Below are 24,568 nucleotides of genomic sequence, written 5' to 3'. Positions count from 1 at the left end.
GTCCCGAGATCGATCCCGACCGCGCGTGCCATCGCTGTCCCCTTCCGCCAGGGCACCCCTTGAACTCCAGCACAAAACTTGAGCGGGTTCTTGTCAATGGGACGGGTGACCCGGGGCCCGGGTACCAAACGGCAGCTGAGCGCCCGCTCAGCGATCGAGGGGGCAGGCCCGAAGGGCCGCCCCCTCGAGGGGCGCGGGGAACTGCGCGACCAGCCACGCCGGCGCAGCAGCCGCAAGAGGCCCTGTCACGGCTCCCCGCGAAGCGCTACGCCAACTTCGCCGACAGCGTGATCGTCGTCCCCGTCAGCGCCTGACTGACCGGACAGTTCTTCTTGGCGTCCTCCGCGGCGGCGGCAAACGCGTCGTCGTCGATACCGGGAACCGTCCCCTCCACGGTGAGGTGAATCCCGGTGATCCCCTCACCCGGCTGGAAGTTCACGTCCGCCGAGGTGACGAGCTTGGTGGGCGGGGTGCCGGCACCCGCGAGGGCGTGCGACAGCGCCATGGAGAAGCAGCTGGAGTGCGCGGCGGCGATCAGCTCCTCGGGGCTGGTCCTGCCGTTCGCGTCCTGGGAGCGCGAGGCCCACGTGACCGGCTGGGCGGCGATGGCACCCGAAGAGTCGAAGTTGACGACACCGTTGCCCTCGAGCAGGTTGCCTTCCCAGACGGTGTGTGCGGAGCGCGTGGTAGCCACGGTTCTTCCTTTCGCGTGGGGGCCCGTTTCCTGGGTCCGTGCCCCCATCCGATCACACTCCGGCTCACTGCACCCGGAAGACCGGCCCACGCGGGGTGAACGGCAGTCGACGGCCCTGCGGGAGCAGGTACGCGTGCTCGCGCCGCACTCGCAGCACGTCGCACCAGCCGTCCGTGATGACCAGGACGGGCGCGCCGGGCGGGAAGTCGTCGGCGCGCTGGAGGAGGTCGATCCCGGGCTGCAGGACCGTACCGCCACGGCCGTGCACCCGGACCCGCCCCGCGATCTCCGTCACCGGCACATAGCCGGCGTCGTAGGGTCCCGCGTCGCAGAACACCACCCGCGCGGCCGGTACGTCCCGGGCGGCGGCGTAGGAGGCGATGGCGCCGAGCGCCTTGCCGAGGAGCACGCTGCCCATCGAGCCGGAGGTGTCCAGGACGACTCCGAAGGTGCAGCGGGCGATCTCCTCGGGCGGGAAGTAGCGCCCCGCGCGCGGGATGTCGGGCGTCGAGGACTGGCGGCGCGAGGGACGGGCGTACGTGCGCACCGGCTCGGGGCGTGGCACGAACTCGTCGAACCAGCGGGCCAGTCGGGCGTCCCAGGGCAGCGGCGGATGGCTGAGCTCGCGGATCTCCTGGACCAGGCCGCCGGGCAGGAAGCCGCGTTCCTGCTGCTGGTGCAGGTCGAGGCCGTGGGAGAGGCCGCGGCGGTAGAACTCGTCGAGGTCGCAGTACTCGCCGGGGGCGCCGAGCGGGGCGCCCAGCACATCGCCGACACCCTTGCCGCGCAGGGTGGCCAGGCGGCGCATGCGGCGCAGGTCGCCGACGATGCGGTCGTACACCTCCTCGGCGGACAGGCCGCTGAACTGCGGGTCGTACAGGAGCCCTTGGGGCATCTCGCCGACCTGCATCTCGCGCAGCCAGCCGTTGATGACGTAGTCGCAGGCGACGTTGAACAGGTACGGGTCGCGGGTGCCGCAGCGGTCGCCGTGGCGCAGGGCGGCGTGCAGCATCTCGTGAGCCAGGATGAACCGCCACTCCTCGTCCTCGAACGTCCGCAGCGGGTTGATGTAGATCTCGCCGGCCTCGGCGTTGACGGCGGCGACGGCGATGCCGTGCGCGCGGGCCAGTTCGGCGTCGGCGACCAGCTTGATGCCGGCCGCGATGCCGCCGAGCAGCGGGTAGGAGGTGATGAACCACTCCAGTGCCCACTGCCACGGCCGCTTCTTGACGGGCTCGCCGAGCATGGATTCGCGGCGGCCGCCCGCCAGGTCCATCGCGGTGGAGACGGTGCGGGTCAGCGCGGTCGCGAAGGCCAGCTGGTGGTCCGGGGGCGACCCGAACCAGCCCATCCACTCCACGAGCAGCTGGTCGGCCGCCGAGCCCGCCGTGCCGCAGCGCTCGTACGCGGCCGGGATGCCGTCGCGCCGCCAGCGCGCGGCGAGCTGTTCCTCGTCGCCGTCCGGGTAGGTCAGGGGCAGGTGGTCCGGGGCCTTGCCGACCGGGAAGGTGAGCAGGAAACGGTTGACGACGACACAGCGGGCGGCGAGGTCGGCGCGGTCGGGCTGCACCGGCCTGCCCTTCCTGGAAGGGACGTGGCCGAAGCCGAGGTGCAGGACGGCGTGCGCGATCGCCCAGGCCCAGGCGGTGGGTTCGGCGATCCGGTCCGGGTGGGCGTGCAGGTCGCCGTCGGAGTCGACGCGGACGAGTCCGTCGTGGGGCGCCTGCTCGCACTTCTCCTGGCGGCAGACGGCGAACTCGACGGTGGCGAGCGCGGGATTGGCGCGCACCAGTCGCAGGCCCTCGGCGAACGCCTCCGCCGCGAGGTCCCGCTTCTTCTTCCCCTTCCCCTTCCCTTTGTCGGGGGTACGGCTCATCGCCGCGCCTCCACCAGCCGGGGCATGTCCCGCGCGGCCTCCACCAGGAACCACGACGGCAGGACCGGGTTGCCGTCCGCGTCGGAGGCGATGACGCTCTGGGCGACCTCGACGGAGATCTCCGCGAGCTGCACCAGCAGCGACTTCGCCCGGTACGCGGTCTGGCGGCCGGTCGCGGACATGTGGTCCTTGCTGACCGGCAGCTCCTTGATGAGACGTCCCCGGAAGGACTCGGCGAGGTAGTAGAGCAGGTCGCGGTCCTGCATACGGTGCGGCCAGCGGGCGTCGCCCTTGATGATGGCCTCGATGCCGTACTGGCTGCGCACGATCTTGACGTAGCCGCAGAACGCGGTGGCGTGCACGGGCGTCAGCGTGCCGTGCGCGAGGACCTTCAGCGTCTCCTCGTCGAGGTCCCGGCCGAAGGAGTGCAGGGCGTCGGAGAGCATGTGCCAGGAACGGGGTGTGGAGAACGGCTCCTCGGTCTTCGGCGGCTTGGACCACAGGTGGTCGGGCCGGTCGATGAGGTGGTCCAGGATCCAGGGGTGGATGCCGTTGTTCGCCGCCCAGGTCAGCCAGTCCTTGGCGGAGGCCTCCAGGTGGACGTGGGTGAGGCGGTTGACGAGCGCGGAGGCGATGGGCCGGGCGAGCGCGTTGTCGGTGGCCCGGTTTCCGGCGCCTATGACGATGGAGCCCATGGGAAGCTCGTAGTTGCCGATACGGCGGTCCAGGATCAGCGAGTAGAACGCCTTCTGCACATCCGGGGTGGCCGCGTTCAGCTCGTCCAGGAACAGGCAGTACGGCTCGTCGCGGGCGATGGCCTCCGGCGGGCAGAACACCGACCGCCCGTCGCGGATCTGCGGCACACCGATCAGGTCCTCCGGCGCCAGCTGGGTGCCGAGCAGGCTCACGCACTCCAGGCCCAGCGACTCGGCGAAGTTCCTGACGAGGGAGGACTTTCCGATGCCGGGGGCGCCCCAGATGAACACCGGCCGCACGGTGGCGAGGCCGAGAAGCAGGTCCGGGATACGGGCGGGCGTGACGGTTACGGCTGCCTGCAAGGCAGGGTCTCCCCTCTTTGCGCCTAAACCGGCGCCGCTCTCGCGGATGTGGTTGCTCGCCGTCGAGGTTCTCAATTGATGGTTGCGGTCGTCATGCGATTTTCTGCATGGCCCGCCGCTGCCGACGCCCGCACTCAGGCGGCCCGCTCCCGCGGCTCCACGTCCAAGGGCACCTGAGGGCCGTCCGCCTCCCGCAGCCAGCGCCGCAGCACACGGTGGACGTGCTCGGCGCCCACGAGGTCCTCCCCGTCGCCGACCGGCGCGGAGAAGGCGAGCGGTGACAGCAGGAACGGCTTGCCCTGCGCCCCGCCGAGTCCGCCGTGCGAACCGATCTGCTCCTCGAACGCGAGGACCTCGCCGTCGGCCTCGTCGTAGGCGGAGTTGACCATGATGTCGGCGGCGTTGGGGAAGGAGTTCGTACGGCGCACGGCGTCGGCGGCGCCCGGCCCGAAGGCCTCCAACGGGCCCGGCTTGTCGTCGAGTTGGTCCAGCGGGATCTCGGCGCCGTACGCACCGAGCACGACCCCTGAGTGCTCCTCGCTGCGGACGAGCAGGAAGCCGACGCCGGGGTGGTTGGCGAGGGTGGTGAGCAGGGCCGGGTGACGGGCGTCGATCTGCTCCTTGGTCATCCGGTGCGGCACGTCCGGGAAGGAGACCAGGCCCAGGTTGCCGGACGCCAGCACGATCGGCTCCGAGCGGCGGCGGGACGGACGGTGCTGCTCGCCGCCGTCCTCGACGGGCCGGCGCAGCGCCGCACGCACGGCCGCGCGGGCCTCGGCGCCGCTGTGGGTGCGCCGCGCCCTGCGTGGCACGGGCAGGCCGCAGCCGGCCCGCACCAGGTCACCGAGGCCGAGGCCGTAGCGGGCACGGAAGGTCTCGCCGGGGCTCTGGCCGTGGTCGGACAGCACGACGATCTGATACGGCCGCGGCGCGTGCTCGGCGACGTTCTCGATCAACGCCAGCGCCCGGTCGAGGCGTTCGAGGACCTTCTCGGTGTCCCGGCCGCGCGGCCCGGAGTGGTGCGCCACCTCGTCGTACGCCACGAGGTCGGCGTAGACGGCGGTGCGGCCGGCGAGCATGTCGCCCATCACCGCGGCGACGACGACGTCCCGTTCGACGACGGTCGCGAAGGCACGGACGAGGGGGTAGAGGCCGCCGCGGGAGACCCTCGGTCTGACCTTGCGGGCGCGGGCCCGGGTGGACTGGCCGATCTCGCGGCCCACCTCGGCGGTGAAGGACAGGGCGGTGCGCACGGCGTTGGCCGGGTCGGAGAAGTACGCGAAGTAGCCCGAGCGAGAGCGGTTCTCACGGCTGCGGCGCTTGGTGGCGATGGACAGCACGAGGGCCTGTTCGTCGGCGCCGCCGCTGAAGAGGTTGCCGCGGCTGGCGCCGTCGGCGGTGAGCAGTCCGCCGTCGCCGGTGCGGTCGATGGCGCGGCGCTGGAGCTCGGCGGCGTTGGCGGGGCGGTTGCAGACCATGACCTCGCGGGCGGCCTTCTCGTACCAGCGGAAGGCGGGGACGTCATGGTTGCTGCCGTGCAGGATGCCGAGCTGACTGGCGCCGGTCTGGCTGGACCAGTCGGTGCGCCAGGGGGTGAGCCGGTGGGTGGCGAGAGCGCTGTCCGCCTCTCCGATGCCGCCGTTGCCGAGCCAGCGGGCGACGGTGGGCATCAGGTCCTTGCCGACGGCGTCGAGGAGGACGTCGTGGCCGACGCCGTCGAGCTGGATGAAGACGGTGCCGGGGCTGGACGGGCCGGGCGGCAGGGCCCTGCGGCGGCGGTCGGCGAGGCGGTACAGGCGGCGCCGGTACGCGTCGTCGTCCCGGACGGCGAGGGCGGCGCCGGTGGCGGAGGCCACGGCGGACATCACGGCGGCGACGATGACGGCGGTCTCGGGGGCGGCCTCGCTGTCGCCGGAGGGGACGAGACGCAGGGCGACGATCAGCAGCGAGCCGTTGAGGAAGAACACCAGCAGGCCCAGCACCAGGGCGGGCACCAGCAGCAGGAGCCGTACGAGGAGGGGCCAGGCGAGCGCGGACAGCAGACCGAAGGCACCGGCGCCGAGGGCGGCGGTCATGGCGATGTGGGTGGCGCTGTCACCGTCGGCCGACTGCAGCTGGAAATCCGGCAGGATCCCGGCGAGCACGAGCATGGTGACGGTGGAGACGGCCCACACGGCCACGCTCCGTCCGACCTGACTGGCAACCCGCCGCCAACGCCCACCACGCACGCCCAGCCCACCTCACGTCCCGGCCCAGCACCCGAAACGGGCCTTTCACGCCCCAGCCTGGCACACCCCTCCGACACCGGACCGGACACGTCGTCCCGCCCGGCCGACCCGGCACGTGCCGCGGGCCGTGATCGTCAACGGCCGTCGTAGCCGGCCGTCGGCATCGACAGCCTCCGGTGTACGCGCGCCTTCATCTGCGCGTCGTACAGCGGCTCCGCGCGCCCCACGATCTCCACCCGCACGCCCCGCCGGGCGCACTCCGCGGAGAAGTCGTCGACGGACGACAGCGCGCTCTCCAGCACTCTGCGGCTGGGCGCCACGAACAGGTCGAGGCCGGGGCGGACGCCCTCCCACAGCACGCTGTGGTCCGCCCGCAACCGGCGTACGAGGAGTTCGCGCGCCACGACGTACCCGTGCTCGGCGGCCCAGCGCGCGCACATCGCGTGCTGGCTGCGGGAGTCCACCAGGAAGGGCTCGGCGTCCAGCTCTTCGAGCGGCGTCAGACTGGCGATCGCCGTCACGCGCACTACGGATGCCCCCATGGCGTCCCCCTCACCTCCGGGTTTCGCCGCCGACCCTACTGCAGCCCGTACGCTTCGGGGAGTCGCGCGAAGGGGGCAATGAGGTGCCGGTGGAGATCACCTGGTGGGGCCACGCCACCTGCACGGTCGAGGATTCGAACGTGCGCCTCCTGACCGACCCCTTGTTCGCACGCCGGCTCGCACACCTGCGCCGCCGCCGGGGCGCACCGCCCCCGCCCGGTGCCTGGCGCGCGGACGTCGCCGTGGTCTCCCATCTGCACGCCGACCACCTCCACGTTCCCTCTCTCGCCAGGCTGCCGCAGGGCACCCGCCTGCTCGTGCCCCGGGGCGCGCTCCGGGCGGTGCCGGGCCTGCGCCGGCTCACGCATCTGCGGATGACCGAGATGGCGCCGGGGGACGTGACGACGGTGGGCCACGTGGCCGTACGCGCCGTTCCCGCGCGGCACGACGGACGCCGGCTGCCCGTCGGCCCGCACCGCTCCCCCGCCCTGGGCTACGTCTTCGAGGGCGAGGCACGCACGTACTTCGCCGGGGACACCGGGCTGTTCGACGCGATGGCGAAGGAGGTTGGGCCGGTCGACGTGGCATTGTTGCCGGTCGGCGGCTGGGGGCCGTATCTCGGGGACGGGCATCTGGACGCGGGGCGGGCGGCCGAGGCGCTGGCCCGGCTGGGGCCGCGCAGTGCGGTGCCGGTGCACTACGGCACGTACTGGCCGATCGGCATGGACGCAGTGCGCCCCCATGAATTCCATGCGCCCGGCGACGAGTTCGCACGGCTCGCGGCGGAGCGCGCGCCCGGCGTGGCGGTGCACCGGCTCGCGCACGGGGAGCGCGTGCGCCCGGAGGTGGCCCGGTGACGGTGTGGGCCGCCGCCACGACGACGGTGACGGTGTGGGCCGCCGCGACGACGACGGTGCCGTACGAGTCGACCCAGCAGGCGATCGGCTATCCGACGCTGTTCCTGCTGGTGCTGGTCGGGGCGCTGGTGCCGGTGATCCCGACGGGCGCGCTGGTGAGTTCGGCGGCGGTGGTGGCGTTTCACCAGACGGCACCGTTCTCGCTGGCGCTGGTGTTCGTGACGGCGTCGACGGCGGCCTTCCTGGGCGATGCGACGCTGTACTGGCTGGGGCGGCGCGGCATGCGCTCGAAGAACGGCTCGCGCTGGCTGGAGGCGATCCGCTCGCGCGCGCCGGAGGAGCGGCTCGCTCAGGCGCAGGACAAGCTCGCCGGGCACGGTGTGGCCGTGCTGGTGCTGTCGCGGCTGGTTCCTGCGGGGCGGCTGCCGGTGATGTTGGCCTGTCTGCTGGCCGAGTGGCCGATGCGGAGGTTCGCCCGCGGTAACTTGCCGGCCTGCCTGGCCTGGGCTGTGACGTACCAGTTGATCGGGATTCTTGGGGGGTCGCTGTTCTCGGAGCCTTGGGAGGGTGTGGTTGCGGCGGTTGCGTTGACGTTGGTGATCAGTGTGGCGCCGAGTGTGTGGAAGCGGGTTCGATCCGCCCGGTGATGCTTCGTTGCGGGGTGCGGATCATATGTGGTTGCTCGCGCAGTTCCCCGCGCCCCCAGGTGGCCTGCACTACAGCACCCTGGAAGCGCCGACCGGCATGTCCCACAGGTTTTCCCGGCCCAGTCCCGCCTTCTCCCAAGCCGCGCGCACGCGTGTCAGCGGCTCCAGGACCGGCTCAGCCGACAGGACGAACGTCGCCCAGTGCATCGGCGCCATCCTGCGGGCCCCCAGATCCTGGGCCGCCCGCACCGCCTCCTCCGGGTCGCAGTGGACGTCGCTGAGCCACCACCGGGGGTCGTAGGCGCCGATGGGGAGCAGGGCGAGGTCGATGCCGGGATAGCGCTCGCCGATGCGGGTGAACCAGTGGCCGTAGCCCGTGTCGCCGGCGAAGTACACGCGCTGTCCGTCGGGCGCGGTGAGCACCCAGCCGCCCCACAGACTGCGGCAGGTGTCGATCAGGGTGCGCTTGGACCAGTGGTGGGCCGGGACGAAGTCGAAGCGGACACCGCAGAGTTCGGCGGCCTCCCACCAGTCCAGCTCGGTGACCTGCGTGAACCGGCGGCGACGGAACCAGGCGGCGAGGCCGGCCGGCGCGAACACGGGGGTGTCGCGCGGGAGTCGGCGCAGCGTGGGGGCGTCCAGGTGGTCGTAGTGGTTGTGGCTGATGACGACCGCGTCGACGCGCGGCAGGGCGCTCCAGGGGACGCCGACGGGGGTGATGCGGGCCGGGGTGCCGAGGATGCGGCGCGACCAGACGGGGTCGGTCAGGACCGTCAGCCCGCCGATCCGGACCACCCAACTGGCGTGGCCCGCCCAGGAGACGGCGACCGTGCGCGCGTCCACGCGGGGCACCGGGCCCGGCTCGAAGGGCAGCTTCGGGATGTCGGCGAGGGCCGCCCGGCCGGGGCGTACGGCACCCTCGCGGGCGAAGCGGGCGAGGGTCTTGAAGCCGGGCAGCGGGGCGGTGAGCCGGTCGTGGAAGGTCCGCGGCCACACCCGGTGTTCGCCCAGCGGGCGGGGTGCGGCGAGCGGCGGGAACGGGGGTGCGAAGGGCAGCGGGTCCGCCGGGGCGTCGGCTTCCCGGGTCGTCGTACGCGGTGATGTCGACATGGATGAGTCGGACTGCTGCGTCATCGAGGAGGCTCCCATCGCTGAGCTTCGTCACGGAGATCGTCGAAGACCGACTTCAAGTGGATCAACGCACGGTGCACGTGTGGCAGTTCCAACGGCGAGGGTGACGTGATGCATTCCGCGCGTTCGGCTTCGGTGCCGGCCAGCAGGGGGCCGGTGGACAGCCGGACGCGCAGCGCGCCGAGGTCGTCGCCGAAGCGGTGCCCGCCCGGTGCGGGCATGCCGAGCCGCTCGGCGAGGAAGTCCTCCAGGTCCTGCGCGTCGCCCACGCCGTGCGCGGACAGCCCGGCGCGCAGCGGGCCGAGATCGACGTACACGTGCCGCCCGGCCTGCGGGGGCCGCGCCACGGCGCCCGCTGCTACGGCAGTGGCGTGCACGGCGGCTGCCACGCGTGCGTGCAGGCGCACGGTGGCGCCGACCCGCGCGGTGACCGGCTCGGGTTCCTCCAGTGCGTACTGGGCCGCGCGGGCGACCGGGCCGGCGATCCGGGCGCCGAGGGCGGTGAGCACGTCGAGCACGCGCGCGTGGAGGCCGTCGCCGGCGTCGTCGGCGGGGAAGCGGGCCACCGCGGCCGGCCAGCCCGGCGGGAGGTGGGCGCCGGACAGGTCGGTGACGACGGTGACCTGGTCGGGCAGCATCTCGGCGGGGCTGACGAGCACGGTGTCGTGGACGGCGTGCACGGTGTCGCGCCAGGTCTCGTCACTGACGAGGTGCAGCCCCTCTCCGGTGGCCGCCTCCAGGGTCTCGTGCAGCACCTCGGGCGGGGCCACGGTGGCGGTGGGGTCGTCGGCGACGGACAGCACGAGCAGCCTCGGGTCACCGCCCTCGGCGCGTACCCGGCGGACGGTCTCCAGCAGGGCGTACGGATCCGGCACTCCGCCGCACTCCGCCGGTGTCGCCACGTGGAAGACGGGTCTGCCCAACAGGCGTGCGTACGGCGCCCACCAGGCGGCGCAGGGCCGCGGCACCAGGACGTCGCCGCCGATCGCGGCGGTCAGCGCCAGCAGCAGGGCGGGCGCCCCGGGAGCGGCCACTGCCCGCTCTGGCTCGGTCGGCAGACCGCGCCGGCCCCAGTAACCGCACGCGGCGGCCAGGAGGCCGTCGCCGCCGCCGATCAGCTCGCTCTCGGCCCGGCCGGCGGCAGCCGCGAGGACGGCGGCCAGTTCGGGCAGCACGGGCAGCCCGTCGCCCGGGAGCGGGGGCCCGTAACGGACGGGGCCGTGGCCTTCGAGGTCCGTCGGGCGCATCCTTGCCTCCGCGCTGTGCCAGGTGCCTCAGTGGTGCGTCGTGCGGTGCTCCGTGCGGGTCGGTTGTTCCGTGGTGCGGGTTGCGGGTTGCGGGTTGCGGGTTCGTGCGGCGAGAGGGGCCGCACGGTGTGTCGTGTACCCCTCGCGCTCCGGGTACCCATCGTGCCCCCACCCCATGAGTGCCCGCAGGGGTCAGTCCTGCGCGGTGGGCGTCCTGCGTCGCAGCCGGTAGACCGCACCGCCGGCCGCGCCGGCGATCAGCACGCCACCGGCGACGAGTGCGGGGACCGAGTCGGTGAAGGTGCCGCCGTCACCGGCGCGCACGCCATGGCCGACGGCCGCGCTACCGCAGTCCTGCGCGTGTGACCCGCTGTGATCGCCCTTGCCCGAGGGCGCGGCTTCCTGCCACCCGCTCCCGGCCTCGCCGGGTTCGGTGATGCCCAAGTGGGGCTCGGTGCAGGGGTCGCCGCCCCCGTCGGCGCCGCTCCAGCCGCCCTCGGTGCCGTCCTTGCCGCCCTCACCACCGCTCGCCGTGCCGTCCTTGCCGCCCTCGCCGGCACCCTGGGTCGCGCCGTCCGCGCTGCTGCCCTTGCCCTCGCCTTCGGTACCACCCTTGCCGCCCCCGCTGTCGAGGGCCACCGTGAGCGTCGCGCTCCACTCCTTGCCCTCCCCGCCGGGCGCCGCCGGGCAGGCGCCGTCCACCGTCCATGCGGAGTCCGGTCCGGCCGCGTCCGGGTCGTCCTCGAAGTTCTCGGCCGGGGGGATGCGAGCGGTTCCGCGGTAGGCGGGCCCGGCGGCCTTCTCGTCGTTGCCGGAGACCCGCTTCAGCTGGACGGTGCCCTCTTCGAAGGCCTGCGAGGTGGCGTCGATGGTGGCCGGAGCTGTGCTGCCGAGGGCGTCACAGGAGACCGAGACCGTGACGCTGCCGCCCGGAGCGACGGAGCCGGGGCTGACCTCCGCAGTCGGCTCCGCGAAGGCGGCCGAGGCGACGAAGCCCAGGACGACACCGGCCAGAGCGGCGACGGACAGGGCGCGGGCGGTGGGGCGCATGGGGTGAGCTCCTTCGGCCGGCTGCGGGGGTACGGCGGTCGTGCCCCCGCAGCCATGACAGCCCGCCCGGCGTCCGGGCGCGCGCGGCCGGGCACCATTCGCGGGACGGGGGCGGCCGAGTGGGTGACGCCGTACGGTCGGCCGCTCCGTCAGTTCAGCAGCGCGGCCAAGTCCCGCTCCAGCCCCCGCCCCCGCCTGCTGACCACCCCGGCGGCGACGTCCGACAGCTTGCGGTTGGTGCCCTGGGAGATGCGGCGCAGTACGCCGAAGGCCGTGTCGGCGTCGCAGCCGAGGACGTGCATGACGATGCCGCACGCCTGGTCGACGACGGGCCGGGAGCGCAGGGCCGCGCCGAGATGGTCGAGCTCGCTGAGCGCGGCGCGGTAGGAGCGGTCGCGGACCAGGAAGCTGGTGGCGAGTTCGCCGAGGGCGTGCACGGGCCCGTGCGCGACGTCCTCCAAGGCGCCGGGCCGGAAGCTGTAGAGACTGAGCGTCACCGTGAGCCCGGAGCGGAGGAACGGGAGCGTGACGCTGGAGCGCACGCCCGAGTCGAGCGCCATGGCGCGGTACTCCGGCCAGCGCTCGTCGCGCAGCAGGTCGGCCGAGTCGACGGGCTCGCCGCGTTCCAGGGCCGCCGGGATGGGCCCGTCCCCGGAGCGGAGCTGCACGGCGACGAGTCCGGCGAGGTCGGGGTGGGTGACGGCGGCGGGCCGCTCGGCACCTGTATCGGCCACCATGCTGCTCGCGCCGCAGCAGTCGGCGGTGCAGCGCATGGCCTGTTCGACCAGTTCGGACAGCCTGCGCCCCGGCAGGGCGGCTTCGGCGGACCGGTCTCCCCAACGACCGACGCCATCGTGAGCGGGCATCCTCAACTCCTCCTCATTTTGGGCGCTTTCCCGGTACTGCGCGGCGAAAACAGTGGAGAACAGGGGGACCGGTTGGAGCCCCGCCGCCCCGGGCCACATCGCCGCGAGCTAGGTTCGTCCCCATGGCGAAGACCGACGAATTCGGTGAAGAACTTGCGGACTTCGTGCGCCGCGTCGCGGAGCTCAAGGCGGCACGGACCGTTTCGGGAGGGGACCTGCCGACCGTCCTGGACGCGGCCATCTTCGAACTGGACCATGTCGCCGCCCGGTTGTGGCCGTCGTACGAGCGGCTGACCTCGGGCGAGCTGCCCCGTGCGACGTCCGCCGACCGTCAGGAACAGCATCTGCTGCGGGCGGTGTTCCAGCGGTTTCCGCTGCCGGTCGCGCTGGTGGACCGGGAAGCGGTGGTGCGCCGGCTGAACTTCGCGGCGACCTCCTTCACCGGCGTCCGGGCGGGCTATGCGACGGGCCGGCCGCTGACCGGGTTCCTCGCCCACGCCGACCGGGCGGCGTTCCGTTCGCAGGCCGCCGCGGTGGCACGCGGCGAGGGCGACCGAAGCCTGACCGTGCGCCTCCAGCAGCGCCCGTCCGTCCCGGTCCAGGCGACCCTCACGGCCGTACGCCCCAGCGGGGAGTCCCACACCACCGTGCTGGTGGTGCTGCAGCCCGGCGACCTCCGCGCGACCGGATCCCCCGCTCCGGGCGACAGCCCGACCACCCAGGTCCCCGACCTGACCGAGACCACCCGGCACGCGGCCCTGATGGACGTCCTGGACGAGATGACCACGGCCCTGCTGACGGCACCGCGCGACGACCGCGAGGCGGTCGTCCGGCGCGCGGCCCGCGTTCTGCACGGGCGCTTCGCCGACTGGGTCATCGCCGACACGGGCACGGCAGGCGCGACCGGACTGTCCCGCACGACCGTGCTGGCCCCTTCGGAGAAGGAGGCGAAGACGCTGGCGGCCCGGTCGCCGGCCGACTGCCCCCTCGCCGTGGAGACGGCACGCACCGCCTCCCCCGCTCTCCAGGTCCGCCCGCCGAACCCGGACGCCTTCGGCCATGATGCCGAGGGCGCCCCGGTCCTCGTGCAGGCGAACGTCACGTCACTGCTGTGTGTGCCGCTCACCGTCGAGGGCGCCGTGGCGGGCGTCCTGACACTGTTCAGATGCGGCGCCCGCCTGGCGTTCTCGATGGCGGAGGCGCGGGCGATGGACACCATGTCCCGCCACATCGCGCTGGCGGTGACAGGACCGCACTGAGCGGCGCGTGGCCGTGTCAGCCCACGTCGTCGAGCACCTGCTCGCGCACCCGGGTGCAGCACCGGCTGATCAGCCGGGACACGTGCATCTGCGAGATACCGAGCTGTTCGGCGATCCGGCTCTGCGTCATGTCCCCGAAGAAGCGCATGTACAGGATGGCGCGCTCACGCTCGGGCAGGGCCGCCAGCCGCGGCGCCACGGCCTCGCGGTCCACGACCGTGTCCAGTGCGGGATCGGCGGAGCCCAGCGCGTCGCTGAGCGAGTAGCCGTCCTCGCTGCCGGGCAGCTCCGCGTCCAGCGACAGGGCGGTGAAGCTCTCCAGCGCCTCCAGACCGGCCTTGACGTCGGCCTCGCTCATGTCGGCGTGCTGGGCGATCTCCGCGACGGTCGGCCTGCGGCCCGAGACGGTCTGCAGGTCCTGGACCGCGAACCGCACGCGGTTACGCAGGTCCTGGACACGGCGCGGCACGTGCAGCGTCCACATGTGGTCGCGGAAGTGGCGCTTGATCTCGCCGGTGATGGTGGGCACGGCGTAGCTCTCGAAGGCGTTGCCGCGCTCGGGGTCGTAGCGGTCGACGGCCTTGACCAGCCCGAGGGCGGCCACCTGGCGCAGGTCGTCAAGGCTCTCGCCGCGGCTGCGGAAACGTCCCGCGAGCCGGTCGGCCATGGGCAGCCACGCCTCGACGATCCTCTCGCGGACGGAGTCGCGCTGCTGCCCCTCGGGCAGGGTGGCGAGCTTGCGGAAGTCTTCCGCGGTGTCGGGGGCGTCGTCGTGCGGGTGGTGCTTCGCGCTCACTGAGGTGGGCATCGTGCGTCGCAACTCCCTTGGTTGTGCTTTGGCTTGGACGGTCACCGAGGGAGTGCGGGCGCGCCCCGGGGGACCGGACACACCCGTGGCGGGAATTGCCGCTCCCACGGACGTGCCTCCTGTCCGAAGCACTGGTTGTTCGCCTGCCCTCACTCCTGGTCCGCAAACACCCACACAGGTTTTCCGCCCGCGCGCGGGGTCACTCGGAGCGATGCCGCGCAGCCCAACGGAGCCCAGGAGGTCCCGCATGAGCACCAAGGTCGCCGATCACGTCCTGCAGCGCCTGCGCGAGTGGGGTGTGGAGCACGTCTTCGGGTATCCCGGTGACGGCATCAACGGCCTGCTCGCCGCGTGGGGACGCGCCGACAACCAGCCCCTGTTCATCCAGTCCCGGCACGAGGAGATGTCCGCGTTCCAGGCGGTCGGCTACGCCAAGTTCAGCGGGCGTCTCGGGGTGTGCGCGGCGACCTCCGGACCCGGCGCGATCCATCTGCTGAACGGCCTGTACGACGCCAAGCTCGACCACGTCCCCGTCCTGGCGATCGTCGGCCAGACGCACCGCACCGCGATGGGCGGCTCGTACCAGCAGGAGGTGGACCTGCACTCGCTCTACAAGGACGTCGCCTCGGACTTCGTGGAGACGGTGACGGTCCCCGAGCAGCTGCCGAACGTCCTGGACCGGGCGATCCGCACCGCCTACGCGCGCCGCGCCCCCACGGCGGTCATCATTCCCGGCGACGTCCAGGAACTCGAATACTCCGCCCCCACGCACGACTTCAAGATGGTGCCCTCCAGCCTGGACAGCGGCAGCTGGACGACGACCCCCGCGGACGACTCGGTGCGCCGCGCGGCGGAGATCCTCAACTCCGGTGACAAGGTGGCCATCCTGATCGGCCAGGGAGCGTCCGGGGCGAGGGCCGAGGTGGAGCGGATCGCCGAACTGCTCGGCGCCGGCGTGGCCAAGGCGCTGCTCGGCAAGGACGCCCTGAGCGACGAACTGCCGTACGTCACCGGCGCGATCGGCCTGCTGGGCACCCGCCCGTCGTACGAACTCATGCGGGACTGCGACACCCTGCTGACGATCGGATCCTCCTTCCCGTACACGCAGTTCCTGCCGGACTTCGGCAACGCGCGCGGGGTGCAGATCGACATCGATCCGCACATGGTCGGGATGCGCTATCCGTACGAGGTCAATCTCGTCGGCGACGCGAAGGCGACGCTGGAGCGGCTGATCCCGCTGATCCGCTCCGAGGAGCGCGGCCGCGAGTGGTACGACACGGTGTGCGACAACGTGGCGCACTGGGGTGAGGTCATGGACCGGCGGGCGAAGCTGTCGGCCGACCCCATCAACCCGGAGTACGTCACCCGCGCCCTGGATCCGCTGCTCCCCGACGACGCGATCGTCTCCTCCGACTCGGGTTCGGCGGCGAACTGGTACGCCCGCCACCTGACGATGCGGCCGGGCATGCGCGGGTCGCTGTCCGGGACGCTCGCGACGATGGGCTGCGGTGTGCCGTACGCGATCGGCGCCAAGTTCGCCCACCCGGACCGTCCGGCGATCGCGCTGGTCGGGGACGGGGCGATGCAGATGAACGGCCTGGCGGAGCTGATCACCGCGGCGAAGTACAAGGACCTGTGGGAGGACCCGCGCCTGGTCGTGGGCATCTTCAACAACCACGACCTCAACCAGGTCACCTGGGAGATGCGCGCCATGGAGGGCGCCCCGTCCTTCCTGCCGTCCCAGGAGCTCCCCGACGTCCGGTACGCCGCCTTCGCCCGCTCCCTCGGCCTGACCGGCATCCGCGTGGAGAAGCCGGAGGACGTGACGGCCGCCTGGCGCGCGGGGCTGGAGGCGGACGGCCCCGCGGTGATCGAGTTCCTCACCGACCCTGCCGTACCGCCGATCCCGCCGCACGCCACGTGGGACCAGTTGGAGGCGACGGCCGCGTCGATCCTGAAGGGCGACGCTGATCGTGGGTCGATGATCCGGCAGGGGTTCAAGGCGAAGATGCAGGAGTTTCTGCCGGGCCGGGACAAGAAGGGCGACTGAGTTGACCCACTTCCGGGGGCAGGCCTGGGCATCGGGCGATGCTGGACCATGAACTCGCAGGTCATGACCGCATCCAGACAGTCATCCGGGGAACCGCGGCACCGATGCCCGCTACGACGAACTGGCCTTGCTCCTCGAGCAGTACCGTCAGATGTCGGACAGTGCTCGGTGGGCGAGGGAACCGACGAAATATGCTGGTCAGCGCACATACAGGGGGGCCGCGCAGATCGTTTCTCACGGCCATGTGGATATTTCCCGCCCGATCGCGACCATGAAACCCGTCCCGCGCACCGTGGGCCAACGTCCCGACCATCGGCGGATGAGGGCCCGCCGGTCGGCGGGGGCAGTCCGGCCACCTGCCGGATGGCCTTACCGGCGCGGTTCCTGAAGTCTTGTGACCGGTGCGGTCGGCTCGATCTCCTGGCGGCTTCCGTGGTCCACGTCGTGGACATTCGGGTGCCGGGCACCGATGGCTTGGAGGATCGGACCGCGCTGGGTCCCTGAGGGTTCGCCGCCGCAGCCATGGCGCCGACCGTCCCGCGGACCCGTCTCTTCCAGTCCGGCTCGCTGGAGTGCCTGTCACAGCGGGCCGCCCAGCCCGTCTGCTTGATCACGTGACCGGGCCGGGAGCGTCCCCGCCCCGAGCGGAGAAGGAGGTCACAGGATGGCTCTGCGAGTGACCATGCTGTGTGCAACCGGCGCGGAAGTCAGCGATCACCTGATCTTCGGGGACGGCGCCACGAGTGACCGCGGCCGGCACGAGGACAGGGTGACGGAGTCTGTCCTTCCGCCGTACGCACTGGCGCTCCGAGCGCCCTCCGCCCGCTGCGCACGGACCGCTCAAGCCTTCTCGATCGCAGCCACGCCCGAGCATGCCCTGCGTGACCTGGACTACGGCAGCTGGTACGGCCGCCCGCGCAAAGACATCCTGGCCGAGGACCCCTATGGCTTTTCCGCTTGGGTGACGGATCCCGACGCCGCACCGCACGGGGGCGAGTCCGTCGCTCGGCTCTGCCGTCGGACAGCGGCATGGCTGAGTTCTCTGCCCGCCGACACGGGGCGCGTACTCACGATCACCGAGGCCGCCGTCATCCGAGCCTCACTGGTCCACGCCCTGTCCGCACCTACCCGCGCCTTCTGGCATTTCGGTGTTCCGCCCCTGTCCGCGTTCACGCTGACGATGCGCGAAGGCTGCTGGGATGCCCGGCTCGGCCGCATGGTCATCCCCCAGCAACAGCCGTCGGCCGGCAGTTCTGCATCCGTCGCGGTGCTGAGCAAGCGGGCAATCGGACGGTATCCACCTCTCCTCGTCCGGCCATGACTTCCACGCCCTTCTCGTCAGCGGGCTGGTGCAGCAGTTCGCTGGGGCGAACGGCAGCGGCGCCACCACGGCAAAGGGAACGAACTCAGCAGGGTGGACAGCGCCGACGCCCAAGGCGCCGGAATGCCGGGCGAGCCACGGCGACCATTCATCACGTCCCGGGCACCGCGCCACCCGTGGATGGCCTGGGCGGAGTCGCCGACCATCACCGCGTGTCGGACGATGCGGAAGAGTTCGGCCGGGGCCCAGAGGCCATCGAGTGGCAGACAGAAGAGTCAGTGGCGAGTGTCCGGGGCCGCCGCGTGATCCCGCGGGTCACTTGATGTGGCGGGCGACCTTGGTGACGGCGTGGAGCAGGTACTCGAGGGGGCCGCGACGGAACATCCGGCTCCAGGCCCACGCCAGGAGCATGGCGGCGCCGATGAAACCCAGGAGCACCGCAAGCGCCGGGAAGTCCTGGCTGTCGATGCCGAGGACGCGGATGGCGACTATGTGCAGGACGTACGCGGTCAGGGACATCGCACCGACCGCGCAGACGGGTGTCGCCAGACGCGCGGAACGACGCATGCGGGCGGTGGCCATGAGGCACAGGGCAAGGACGACGAGAGCGACGCCCGTGTTACCGAGCAGGGAGGCGGTCGTCTGGCTGTGCGGTGCGGCCACCAGCAGCCAGGCCGGAGTGTGTCCGACCGGCTCGCCCACGGCGTCGGACCACCAGGCCGATGACGCCGAGCCGCCGTCCGTGGCCGCGGCGATCGCGGTGCTCGCGTGCGGGGCGAGGGTCAGGGCGAGCCAGGAGCCGCCGTAGCCGAGCACGGCCAGGGCGGCGCCCGTCAGGGCCAGCCGGCCACGGACTCGGGCGCTCGTCAGGTCGAGGCGGGCGACCGCCATGCCCGCGATCATGAACGGTGCCCAGGTGAGGACGGGATACCCGCCGGTGAACATCAGGCCGAGCAGGCCGTCCGTGTCGCTGATGCGGGCCGTTGGATCCCAGCTGATGACGGTGTCGGCCCAGCTTCCTTCGTCGATCGACTGGTGGATGAGATACAGCAGCTGGGGCAGGACGACTGCGCCCACGGCAGCCACGATCGCCAGCGTCCTGGCCGACAGCCGGTACAGCGGGAGGACGCAGAGGAACGTGAGCCCGTAGTAGGCCAGGATCACGTCGACCGACGTACCCAGCGCGGCCAGGGCGAAGCCCAGGGCGATGAGGACGACGGCCCTGATGACGACCCTTCCCGCTGCCTGGCGCCCCCCGCGGCCGGTCCTGGGCTGCGGGCGGCCGGTGATGATGACGAGCGAGAAACCGGCGAGCAGGGCGAACAAAGCGGAGGAGCGGCCCCGTGCCGTCTCCATCAGGAAGCCCAGGAACCCGCCTTCCGACGGGTCGGGGCCGACGTGGGCGGCGTACATGCCGAACATCGCCAGCCCGCGGGCGAGGTCGAGACCGATCAGGCGTCCGGTCGACGACGAGGGACGGGGCGGAACAGCATGACGGTCCCCCTCTCCCGTCGCCGTGAAGAGTGCCGCGGCGGGTTGCGTGGGCGAGGGGCCGTTGTGTGTCATATCTCTTTAGGGTGCACATTCAACGCATTACTGCACATACCGCATTATTCCGGACCTGGCCTGGTGACTGGTCGGGGTCGGCCCCGGTCACCTGGCGGCACCCGATGCCAGGCTCCGGCGGCGGGCCTCGGCATGGGATGACCGGGACACCGGCCCCTTGACGATTGCCGACGAATGGAGCCACAGGTGATCCGGGTGCTGGTGGTCGACGACGAAGCCCTGATTCGTACGGGCTTCACACACATCCTCAGCGCGTCCGAGGACATCGAGGTCGTGGGGGCGGTTCCCGGCAGCCAGGCGGTCGAGGCGGCCGAGGAGGCAGGACCTGACGTCGTACTCCTCGACATCCGGATGCCTGATGTGGACGGACTCACCGTGCTGGCCGACCTCTGCGCACTGCCGGACCCTCCGGTGGTCGCCATGCTCACCACGTTCGGCATGGACGAGTACGTGACCACAGCACTGCGCTCGGGTGCCGCGGGCTTCCTGCTCAAGGACACCAACCCCGAACAACTTGCGGACCTGGTCCGCACGTTGGCGGAGGGCGGCGTCGTCCTTTCGCCCAAGGTCACCCGGACTGTCGTGGACGGCTATCTGGACAACGAACCGAGTGAGCCTGCCGTCCGAGCCGTCGCACGGCTGACCGACCGGGAGCGCGCCGTGCTGATCCTCGTCGCCGAGGGACTGTCCAACAGCGGGATCGGCGGCCGGATGCACCTCAGCATCGGCACCGTGAAGGAGCATGTCAGCTCCATCCTCACCAAGTTGCGGGTGGGCAGCCGTGTCCAGGCGGCCCTGCTCGCCGAACGCGCCGGCCTGCTGAGGCTCCCCCAGGAGGGAGAGGACAGGTGACACCCCGTCGCGTCGTCGCCGCCGCGCTGGTGGACGGCACGCTCATCGCAGCCTCGCTCCTGGATGTCTGGGTCAACGTCGACACCCAGGACCAGCCGGCCTTGGCCTGCGGGCTGCTCGCCGCCGCGGCTCTGACACTGCGCCGTCGGCTGCCCCTGCTCACCTTCGTCCTTGCCCTGCCCGCGACCTTGGTCACCGACGCGATCTTCGCCACCCTGGTCGCGCTGTACACCCTCGCCTCGCTGACACGCCGACGCTCGCTGCTGATTCTCTGCGCCGCCGCGTTCACGCTCAGCGACATCGTTCCGTGGCACTGGCCACCCTCGCTGGAAGCGGTCGGGATCTCCGACAGCTCGCTCTTCATCGCGCTGGGCTACACCCTGGCCACGGCCGCCGCTCCCGTGTTCCTCGGCCAGCTCGTCCAGGCCCGCCGCGAGCTGACGATGAGACTCGCCGAAGTGACCGAAGCGCGGGAACAGGAACGGCTGCTGACCGCGCAGTCCGTGCTGGCCAAGGAACGTGCCCAGCTCGCCCGGGAGATGCACGACGTGGTGTCCCACCAGGTCAGCCTTATCGCCGTACAGGCCGGAGCACTCCAGATGGGCAGCCGGGACTCCGCGGTCAAAGAGACGGCAGCCGCGATCCGGCGTCTGAGCGTGCAGACGCTCGACGAGCTGCGGCACATGGTCGACGTACTGCGCGCCGCCGGCAGCCGCCCCACCGAACTGACCCCACAGCCGTCCCTCGCCGACCTGCCGCGACTGGTGAGCGGCAGCGGCATCGAGACGGAGCTGCGGACCGACCTTCCCGACGACCTCCCGCCGACCGTCCAGCGAGCCGTGTACCGCACCGTGCAGGAGGCACTGACCAACGTCCGCAAGCACGCGCCCGGGGCAACGGCGACGGTCTGCGCCGACCACGAGAACGGGACCGTCCACATCACGGTCACCAACACGGCCCCCACCAGGCCGGCCCTCCCCCTGCCCGGCGCGCATCAGGGCCTGGTCGGCCTGCGGCAGCGCGCCGAGCTTCTCGGCGGCACCCTCAGCCATGGCCCCACGGACGACGGCGGCCACGAACTCCGTCTGGCGATCCCGGTCCCGGGGACGTGGGGCGCAGGATGAACCCGCGCGAGCAGGACCCGAGCCGCGCAGCGGCACACCGGAGACGTGGCGCACCCCGGACGCCGCGCCTCAGTGACCCAGCGCTGCCCCTTCCGGGCGGTCCTCGTCCGGGTTCCTCGGCAGCAGCAGTTCCTCGTAGCGGCCCAGTGCCAGGACAGCGCCCAGCATGAGAAGCGGAAGTAGCACAGCGAGCAGTGCCATGACCTGGTCCTTCCCCAGAACCGAACGTATGTGGGGGATGAGATCCGGGTCACCCTCCCTGCCGTCGGCAAACCCTGTGTCGGCGTCCGATGCGCGGGTACGCGGTGCGGACGCGAAGATCTGGAGGGAGTCATGCAGCGAGGCAGTGACCGGCTGAGCGTCCACCGTGACGACGAGATGAAGCACGAACTGCAGGGGATGCTGCGATCCGGGCATCCCACCCGGACGGAGGAGTGGCACGATCCGGAACCGACCGCCGACGACGACCTTCAGGTCGCGGGCGGCCCGGTGGCGCCGGGGACGTCCACGGCCTCCCTGGCGTTGGTCCGGCTGGAGCTGGCCCGGTTCCTGGGCCGCAGCTCGTTCCCGGCGACCCCACGGGAGCTGATGGGCGTGCTGCGCCGCGGATACGCCCCCGACGCCCTGGTCGAGCCGATGGAGCGCCTGCCGCGCTCGACGCGCTACGCCAACGTCCAGGAGCTGGCCGAGGCCCTGACCGGGGGCGAGCGGTCCACGCGCCGGAGGAACGCATAGCGGCCCGGTCGGTGGGTACTGCGGGCGGGGTCACGCCGCCACGGCCGCGGCACCCGTCACCGGCCGGGAACGCAGGAGGGCCAGCGATGGCTGAATTCGTGAAGGACGTCATGACGCCGGGCGTGGTCGCCGTCCGCCCGGACGCCTCGCTCGTCGAGGCGGCCCAGCTGATGCGGGCACAGGACATCGGTGATGTCGTGGTGGCCGACGGCCAGGACGTCGTGGGCGTCCTCACCGACCGTGACATCACGGTGCGGGCGGTCGCGGACGGCGCCGATCCGCTGACGGTGAGCGTCCGCTCCGTGTGCACCCGCAACCCGGTGGTGATCGATCCGGGCGAACGGGTGTCCGTCGCGGTCGCGTTGATGCGCAAGCACTCCGTACGGCGGCTGCCGGTCGTCGAGAACGGGCTGCCCGTCGGTGTCCTCAGTCTCGGCGACCTCGCGGAGACCGAGGATCCCGACTCGGCGCTGGCGGACATCAGCCGCGCCGCTCCGGGCGAGTGAGCGGATGAGCCACGACCGGGCCGGCGGGATCAGCGCCTACGGCGCCACCGTCGACGTCAGCGACGCCACCCCGTGCAGGTGGGCGCGACCGCGGCGACCCCACGAGGCCCACTTCAGGGCCGCGAGAGAGAGTTGAGCAGCATGCGTATCGCATTTCTGACCGCACCCGAGGGCGTCGAGGAGGTCGAGCTCACGGATCCGTGGCAGGCGGCGGTGAACGCGGGCCATGAGCCGGTGCTCGTGTCGACGAAGCCGGGCACGATCCAGGCGTTCCACCATCTCGACAAGGCCGACAAGTTCCCGGTGCAGGAGGTCGTGGGCGAGACGTCGGCCGACTCCTTCGGCGGGCTGGTCCTGCCGGGCGGGGTCGCCAACCCGGACTATCTGCGGACGAACGGCAAGGCCGTCGCGTTCGTGCGGGACTTCTTCGAGCAGGGCCGCCCGGTCGCCGCGATCTGCCATGCCGCCTGGACGCTGGTGGAGGCGGACGTCGTACGCGGCCGGGTGCTGACCTCCTGGCCGAGTCTGCAGACCGACATCCGCAACGCGGGCGGCACCTGGGTCGACGAGCAGGTGCGGATCTGCGACCACGGCAACAACAAGCTGGTCACCAGCCGCAAGCCGGACGATCTGAAGGCGTTCTGCGAGACGTTCCTGGAGGTGTTCGCCAGGGAGTCCAAGAGGGAGGCCGTCTGACGCGGGCCACCTCCTGTGGGGGTGCCCGTTCTCACCCCGTGCCGCGGTCGCGGGCACCCTCGCGGGTGCGGCCCGAGGCCACGGTGCGGCGTGGGTTGCGGCGCAGGTATTCGCCCTCCAGCTGCGCCATGCGATCGTTGTGGGCCCGCAGCGCGTCGTTCGAGCCGTACAGCAGCGTGTCGTGGCGCGTCCGGTGGATGGTCTCCAGCTCCTTCATGAGCTGCTGGTCGTCCAGCCGGCCGGGGTCGACTCCGGTCATGGTGGTACCCCGCTCGTCGTGTTCAATCATGCGGTCCGGGTACCCGCCCGCTGAGCACACAGCACCCGAGCGGAGTACGGGAGACAGCCATGGATCTCGCCTTCCTGCATCCACTGTACGAACACCCCGGGCCCTGGGCCTCCGTGTACGTGGGCACGTCCCGGCATACGGAGGACACCCCTCATGAGCGGCACCTGACGGCCAGGGCCCTGACCCGCGAGCTGGCCGGGCAGGGCACCGACCATGCGACCTGCCGGGCCGTACAGGACGCACTGGAAGGACTTGAGCACTCGTCGGAGCCGCACGGCCGCGCGATCTTCGCCCGGGCGGGTGAGGTGGCCCTGGATCCGCCCCTGGCCCGCGCCCCGCAGCGCGACGGCGCCCACTGGGCGCCGCTGCCGCACAGCGCTCCCCTGCTGGAGCTGGCGGGCCAGGACCCGGTGTGCGTGGTGGCGTACGTCGACCGCAGGGGCGCCGCCTTCGAGCTGCGCACCGCGCTGGGCCGGCAGGACGTCGGCGCGGTCACCGGGCGGCAGCATCCGGTGCACCGCACTGGCACGGTCGACTGGTCCGAGCGGCACTTCCAGCTCAAGGTGGAGAACACCTGGGAGCACAACGCGGCCGAGATCGCCGACGCGCTCTCCGTATGCCAGGAGGAGACCCGCGCCGACCTGCTGATCCTCGTGGGGGACGACCGCGAGCGGCGGACCGTGCACGAACGCCTGCCGCAGCGGCTGCACGACCTCGTGGTCGAGGCCCCGAACGGCACCGGCAGCCGGCTGCTCGACGAGGACGTCGAACAGGCCCGCGCGGACCACGTACGGCAGCGCGCGGCCCGGGAGCTGGAACGGTTCCTGGCGGCGCGCGAGCCCGGGCCCGAGGGCCGCGCCGGAGCCGTGGAGGGCGTTCCCGCCCTGATGGAGGCCGCGCGCGAGCACCGCATCGACGAACTCCTGATCCGCCCGGACAGCCCGGACGCCCACCGCGAGGTCTGGGTCGGCGAGGACCCGGACCAGCTGGCGGTACGCCGCACCGAACTGAAGATCCTCGGCGAACAGAACTCGTGGTCGGCCCGAGCCGACGACGCCCTGCTCCGGTGCGCGGTCGCGACGGGCGCCGACGCGTTGTCGGTCACCCCGGCAGGACCGGAGAAGGACCCGGCGGGCGGGCTGGGGGCACTGCTGCGCCGGACGTGA

General features: G+C 72.1%; 24 protein-coding genes. 11 read left to right on the top strand and 13 right to left on the bottom strand.

Annotated features, from left to right (window positions below; all coding sequences use genetic code 11):
* Window positions 1–265 precede the first annotated feature (265 nt).
* The 5 genes from ACWGDB_RS14970 to ACWGDB_RS14950 form a co-directional block, all read right to left on the bottom strand.
* Complete coding sequence (locus ACWGDB_RS14970; RefSeq protein WP_453822814.1) at window positions 266–694, bottom strand: OsmC family peroxiredoxin; 429 nt, start codon at window positions 692–694, stop codon at window positions 266–268.
* A gap of 64 nt (window positions 695–758) precedes the next feature.
* Entirely contained in the window at window positions 759–2,570 is a 1,812-nt protein-coding gene (locus ACWGDB_RS14965; RefSeq protein ID WP_453822813.1) for a vWA domain-containing protein, read from the bottom strand.
* On the bottom strand, window positions 2,567–3,628 hold the full coding sequence (locus ACWGDB_RS14960) for an ATP-binding protein (RefSeq protein ID WP_453822812.1): 1,062 nt from the start codon (window positions 3,626–3,628) through the stop codon (window positions 2,567–2,569). Before ACWGDB_RS14960 ends, ACWGDB_RS14965 begins: the two co-directional genes overlap by 4 nt.
* Before the next feature lie 134 nt (window positions 3,629–3,762).
* Window positions 3,763–5,802 carry a phage holin family protein gene (locus ACWGDB_RS14955; RefSeq protein ID WP_453822811.1) on the bottom strand — a complete coding sequence of 680 codons (2,040 nt, stop codon included), beginning with the start codon at window positions 5,800–5,802 and terminating at the stop codon, window positions 3,763–3,765.
* 188 nt (window positions 5,803–5,990) lie between these two features.
* The gene (locus tag ACWGDB_RS14950) at window positions 5,991–6,398 is read right to left on the bottom strand and encodes a hypothetical protein (protein ID WP_453822810.1); all 408 of its coding nucleotides are present in this window, start codon (window positions 6,396–6,398) and stop codon (window positions 5,991–5,993) included.
* An 83-nt stretch (window positions 6,399–6,481) separates the two neighbouring features.
* On the opposite strand from ACWGDB_RS14950, the gene ACWGDB_RS14945 reads away from it, so the two are divergent.
* Window positions 6,482–7,255: an MBL fold metallo-hydrolase gene (locus ACWGDB_RS14945; RefSeq protein ID WP_453822809.1), complete on the top strand. Its 774-nt coding sequence runs from the start codon at window positions 6,482–6,484 to the stop codon at window positions 7,253–7,255.
* Between the two features lie 26 nt (window positions 7,256–7,281).
* A complete protein-coding gene (locus ACWGDB_RS14940; protein WP_453822823.1) occupies window positions 7,282–7,902 on the top strand; it encodes a DedA family protein in 621 nt (206 codons plus the stop codon).
* Window positions 7,903–7,971: 69 nt separating this feature from the next.
* Here the strand turns inward: ACWGDB_RS14940 and ACWGDB_RS14935 are convergent, their stop codons facing one another.
* The 4 genes from ACWGDB_RS14935 to ACWGDB_RS14920 form a co-directional block, all read right to left on the bottom strand.
* Window positions 7,972–9,036 carry an MBL fold metallo-hydrolase gene (locus ACWGDB_RS14935; protein ID WP_453822808.1) on the bottom strand — a complete coding sequence of 355 codons (1,065 nt, stop codon included), beginning with the start codon at window positions 9,034–9,036 and terminating at the stop codon, window positions 7,972–7,974.
* Window positions 9,033–10,280: an aminotransferase class I/II-fold pyridoxal phosphate-dependent enzyme gene (locus ACWGDB_RS14930; protein WP_453822807.1), complete on the bottom strand. Its 1,248-nt coding sequence runs from the start codon at window positions 10,278–10,280 to the stop codon at window positions 9,033–9,035. Before ACWGDB_RS14930 ends, ACWGDB_RS14935 begins: the two co-directional genes overlap by 4 nt.
* Window positions 10,281–10,472: 192 nt before the next feature.
* Window positions 10,473–11,330 (bottom strand): hypothetical protein, encoded by an 858-nt coding sequence (locus tag ACWGDB_RS14925; RefSeq protein ID WP_453822806.1) that lies wholly within the window; start codon window positions 11,328–11,330, stop codon window positions 10,473–10,475.
* Between the two features lie 149 nt (window positions 11,331–11,479).
* On the bottom strand, window positions 11,480–12,196 hold the full coding sequence (locus ACWGDB_RS14920; RefSeq protein ID WP_427839084.1) for an ANTAR domain-containing response regulator: 717 nt from the start codon (window positions 12,194–12,196) through the stop codon (window positions 11,480–11,482).
* Window positions 12,197–12,318: 122 nt separating this feature from the next.
* On the opposite strand from ACWGDB_RS14920, the gene ACWGDB_RS14915 reads away from it, so the two are divergent.
* Window positions 12,319–13,455 (top strand): GAF domain-containing protein, encoded by a 1,137-nt coding sequence (locus ACWGDB_RS14915; protein WP_453822805.1) that lies wholly within the window; start codon window positions 12,319–12,321, stop codon window positions 13,453–13,455.
* Between the two features lie 16 nt (window positions 13,456–13,471).
* On the opposite strand, the gene ACWGDB_RS14910 is transcribed toward ACWGDB_RS14915, so the two are convergent.
* Window positions 13,472–14,263, bottom strand: a complete 792-nt coding sequence (locus ACWGDB_RS14910) for an RNA polymerase sigma factor SigF (protein ID WP_453822804.1) — start codon at window positions 14,261–14,263, stop codon at window positions 13,472–13,474.
* A gap of 247 nt (window positions 14,264–14,510) precedes the next feature.
* Between ACWGDB_RS14910 and ACWGDB_RS14905 the strand changes: the two genes are divergently transcribed.
* Window positions 14,511–16,313, top strand: coding sequence for a thiamine pyrophosphate-requiring protein (locus ACWGDB_RS14905; RefSeq protein ID WP_453822803.1), 1,803 nt, complete (start codon window positions 14,511–14,513; stop codon window positions 16,311–16,313).
* 664 nt (window positions 16,314–16,977) lie between these two features.
* Entirely contained in the window at window positions 16,978–17,634 is a 657-nt protein-coding gene (locus ACWGDB_RS14900) for a histidine phosphatase family protein (RefSeq protein ID WP_453822802.1), read from the top strand.
* Between the two features lie 315 nt (window positions 17,635–17,949).
* Here ACWGDB_RS14900 and ACWGDB_RS14895 read toward each other — a convergent pair whose 3' ends face one another.
* Window positions 17,950–19,200 carry a DUF418 domain-containing protein gene (locus ACWGDB_RS14895; protein ID WP_453822801.1) on the bottom strand — a complete coding sequence of 417 codons (1,251 nt, stop codon included), beginning with the start codon at window positions 19,198–19,200 and terminating at the stop codon, window positions 17,950–17,952.
* Between the two features lie 186 nt (window positions 19,201–19,386).
* Between ACWGDB_RS14895 and ACWGDB_RS14890 the strand changes: the two genes are divergently transcribed.
* Window positions 19,387–20,052: a response regulator gene (locus ACWGDB_RS14890; RefSeq protein ID WP_453822822.1), complete on the top strand. Its 666-nt coding sequence runs from the start codon at window positions 19,387–19,389 to the stop codon at window positions 20,050–20,052.
* On the top strand, window positions 20,049–21,176 hold the full coding sequence (locus ACWGDB_RS14885; protein ID WP_453822800.1) for a sensor histidine kinase: 1,128 nt from the start codon (window positions 20,049–20,051) through the stop codon (window positions 21,174–21,176). Before ACWGDB_RS14890 ends, ACWGDB_RS14885 begins: the two co-directional genes overlap by 4 nt.
* A 69-nt stretch (window positions 21,177–21,245) precedes the next feature.
* On the opposite strand, the gene ACWGDB_RS14880 is transcribed toward ACWGDB_RS14885, so the two are convergent.
* Complete coding sequence (locus ACWGDB_RS14880) at window positions 21,246–21,377, bottom strand: hypothetical protein (RefSeq protein ID WP_453822799.1); 132 nt, start codon at window positions 21,375–21,377, stop codon at window positions 21,246–21,248.
* A gap of 132 nt (window positions 21,378–21,509) precedes the next feature.
* On the opposite strand from ACWGDB_RS14880, the gene ACWGDB_RS14875 reads away from it, so the two are divergent.
* The 3 genes from ACWGDB_RS14875 to ACWGDB_RS14865 all read left to right on the top strand — a co-directional run bounded on the left by ACWGDB_RS14875 (window position 21,510) and on the right by ACWGDB_RS14865 (window position 23,113).
* On the top strand, window positions 21,510–21,911 hold the full coding sequence (locus ACWGDB_RS14875; RefSeq protein ID WP_453822798.1) for a DUF2795 domain-containing protein: 402 nt from the start codon (window positions 21,510–21,512) through the stop codon (window positions 21,909–21,911).
* Window positions 21,912–21,997: 86 nt separating this feature from the next.
* Window positions 21,998–22,417, top strand: coding sequence for a CBS domain-containing protein (locus tag ACWGDB_RS14870; RefSeq protein ID WP_453822797.1), 420 nt, complete (start codon window positions 21,998–22,000; stop codon window positions 22,415–22,417).
* Between the two features lie 141 nt (window positions 22,418–22,558).
* Entirely contained in the window at window positions 22,559–23,113 is a 555-nt protein-coding gene (locus ACWGDB_RS14865) for a type 1 glutamine amidotransferase domain-containing protein (RefSeq protein WP_453822796.1), read from the top strand.
* Window positions 23,114–23,144: 31 nt separating this feature from the next.
* Here ACWGDB_RS14865 and ACWGDB_RS14860 read toward each other — a convergent pair whose 3' ends face one another.
* Window positions 23,145–23,402, bottom strand: coding sequence for a DUF6158 family protein (locus tag ACWGDB_RS14860; RefSeq protein ID WP_383609931.1), 258 nt, complete (start codon window positions 23,400–23,402; stop codon window positions 23,145–23,147).
* A gap of 59 nt (window positions 23,403–23,461) precedes the next feature.
* On the opposite strand from ACWGDB_RS14860, the gene ACWGDB_RS14855 reads away from it, so the two are divergent.
* Entirely contained in the window at window positions 23,462–24,568 is a 1,107-nt protein-coding gene (locus ACWGDB_RS14855) for a baeRF2 domain-containing protein (RefSeq protein ID WP_453822795.1), read from the top strand.

This window comes from Streptomyces sp. NPDC055013 (assembly GCF_053608645.1).
The sequence above is the reverse complement of the archived record's forward strand: the minus strand, read 5'-3'. Positions and strand labels throughout refer to the sequence as shown.

What these genes read in the sequence shown, in the direction of transcription:
- ACWGDB_RS14965 (WP_453822813.1), bottom strand. Translation starts at nt 2,570, where the DNA reads ATGAGCCGTACCCCCGACAAAGGGAAGGGGAAGGGGAAGAAGAAGCGG.
- ACWGDB_RS14950 (WP_453822810.1), bottom strand. Translation starts at nt 6,398, where the DNA reads ATGGGGGCATCCGTAGTGCGCGTGACGGCGATCGCCAGTCTGACGCCG.
- ACWGDB_RS14935 (WP_453822808.1), bottom strand. Translation starts at nt 9,036, where the DNA reads ATGACGCAGCAGTCCGACTCATCCATGTCGACATCACCGCGTACGACG.
- ACWGDB_RS14930 (WP_453822807.1), bottom strand. Translation starts at nt 10,280, where the DNA reads ATGCGCCCGACGGACCTCGAAGGCCACGGCCCCGTCCGTTACGGGCCC.
- ACWGDB_RS14925 (WP_453822806.1), bottom strand. Translation starts at nt 11,330, where the DNA reads ATGCGCCCCACCGCCCGCGCCCTGTCCGTCGCCGCTCTGGCCGGTGTC.
- ACWGDB_RS14920 (WP_427839084.1), bottom strand. Translation starts at nt 12,196, where the DNA reads ATGCCCGCTCACGATGGCGTCGGTCGTTGGGGAGACCGGTCCGCCGAA.
- ACWGDB_RS14915 (WP_453822805.1), top strand. Translation starts at nt 12,319, where the DNA reads ATGGCGAAGACCGACGAATTCGGTGAAGAACTTGCGGACTTCGTGCGC.
- ACWGDB_RS14910 (WP_453822804.1), bottom strand. Translation starts at nt 14,263, where the DNA reads ATGCCCACCTCAGTGAGCGCGAAGCACCACCCGCACGACGACGCCCCC.
- ACWGDB_RS14905 (WP_453822803.1), top strand. Translation starts at nt 14,511, where the DNA reads ATGAGCACCAAGGTCGCCGATCACGTCCTGCAGCGCCTGCGCGAGTGG.
- ACWGDB_RS14900 (WP_453822802.1), top strand. Translation starts at nt 16,978, where the DNA reads ATGGCTCTGCGAGTGACCATGCTGTGTGCAACCGGCGCGGAAGTCAGC.
- ACWGDB_RS14895 (WP_453822801.1), bottom strand. Translation starts at nt 19,200, where the DNA reads ATGACACACAACGGCCCCTCGCCCACGCAACCCGCCGCGGCACTCTTC.
- ACWGDB_RS14880 (WP_453822799.1), bottom strand. Translation starts at nt 21,377, where the DNA reads ATGGCACTGCTCGCTGTGCTACTTCCGCTTCTCATGCTGGGCGCTGTC.
- ACWGDB_RS14875 (WP_453822798.1), top strand. Translation starts at nt 21,510, where the DNA reads ATGCAGCGAGGCAGTGACCGGCTGAGCGTCCACCGTGACGACGAGATG.
- ACWGDB_RS14870 (WP_453822797.1), top strand. Translation starts at nt 21,998, where the DNA reads ATGGCTGAATTCGTGAAGGACGTCATGACGCCGGGCGTGGTCGCCGTC.
- ACWGDB_RS14865 (WP_453822796.1), top strand. Translation starts at nt 22,559, where the DNA reads ATGCGTATCGCATTTCTGACCGCACCCGAGGGCGTCGAGGAGGTCGAG.
- ACWGDB_RS14860 (WP_383609931.1), bottom strand. Translation starts at nt 23,402, where the DNA reads ATGATTGAACACGACGAGCGGGGTACCACCATGACCGGAGTCGACCCC.
- ACWGDB_RS14855 (WP_453822795.1), top strand. Translation starts at nt 23,462, where the DNA reads ATGGATCTCGCCTTCCTGCATCCACTGTACGAACACCCCGGGCCCTGG.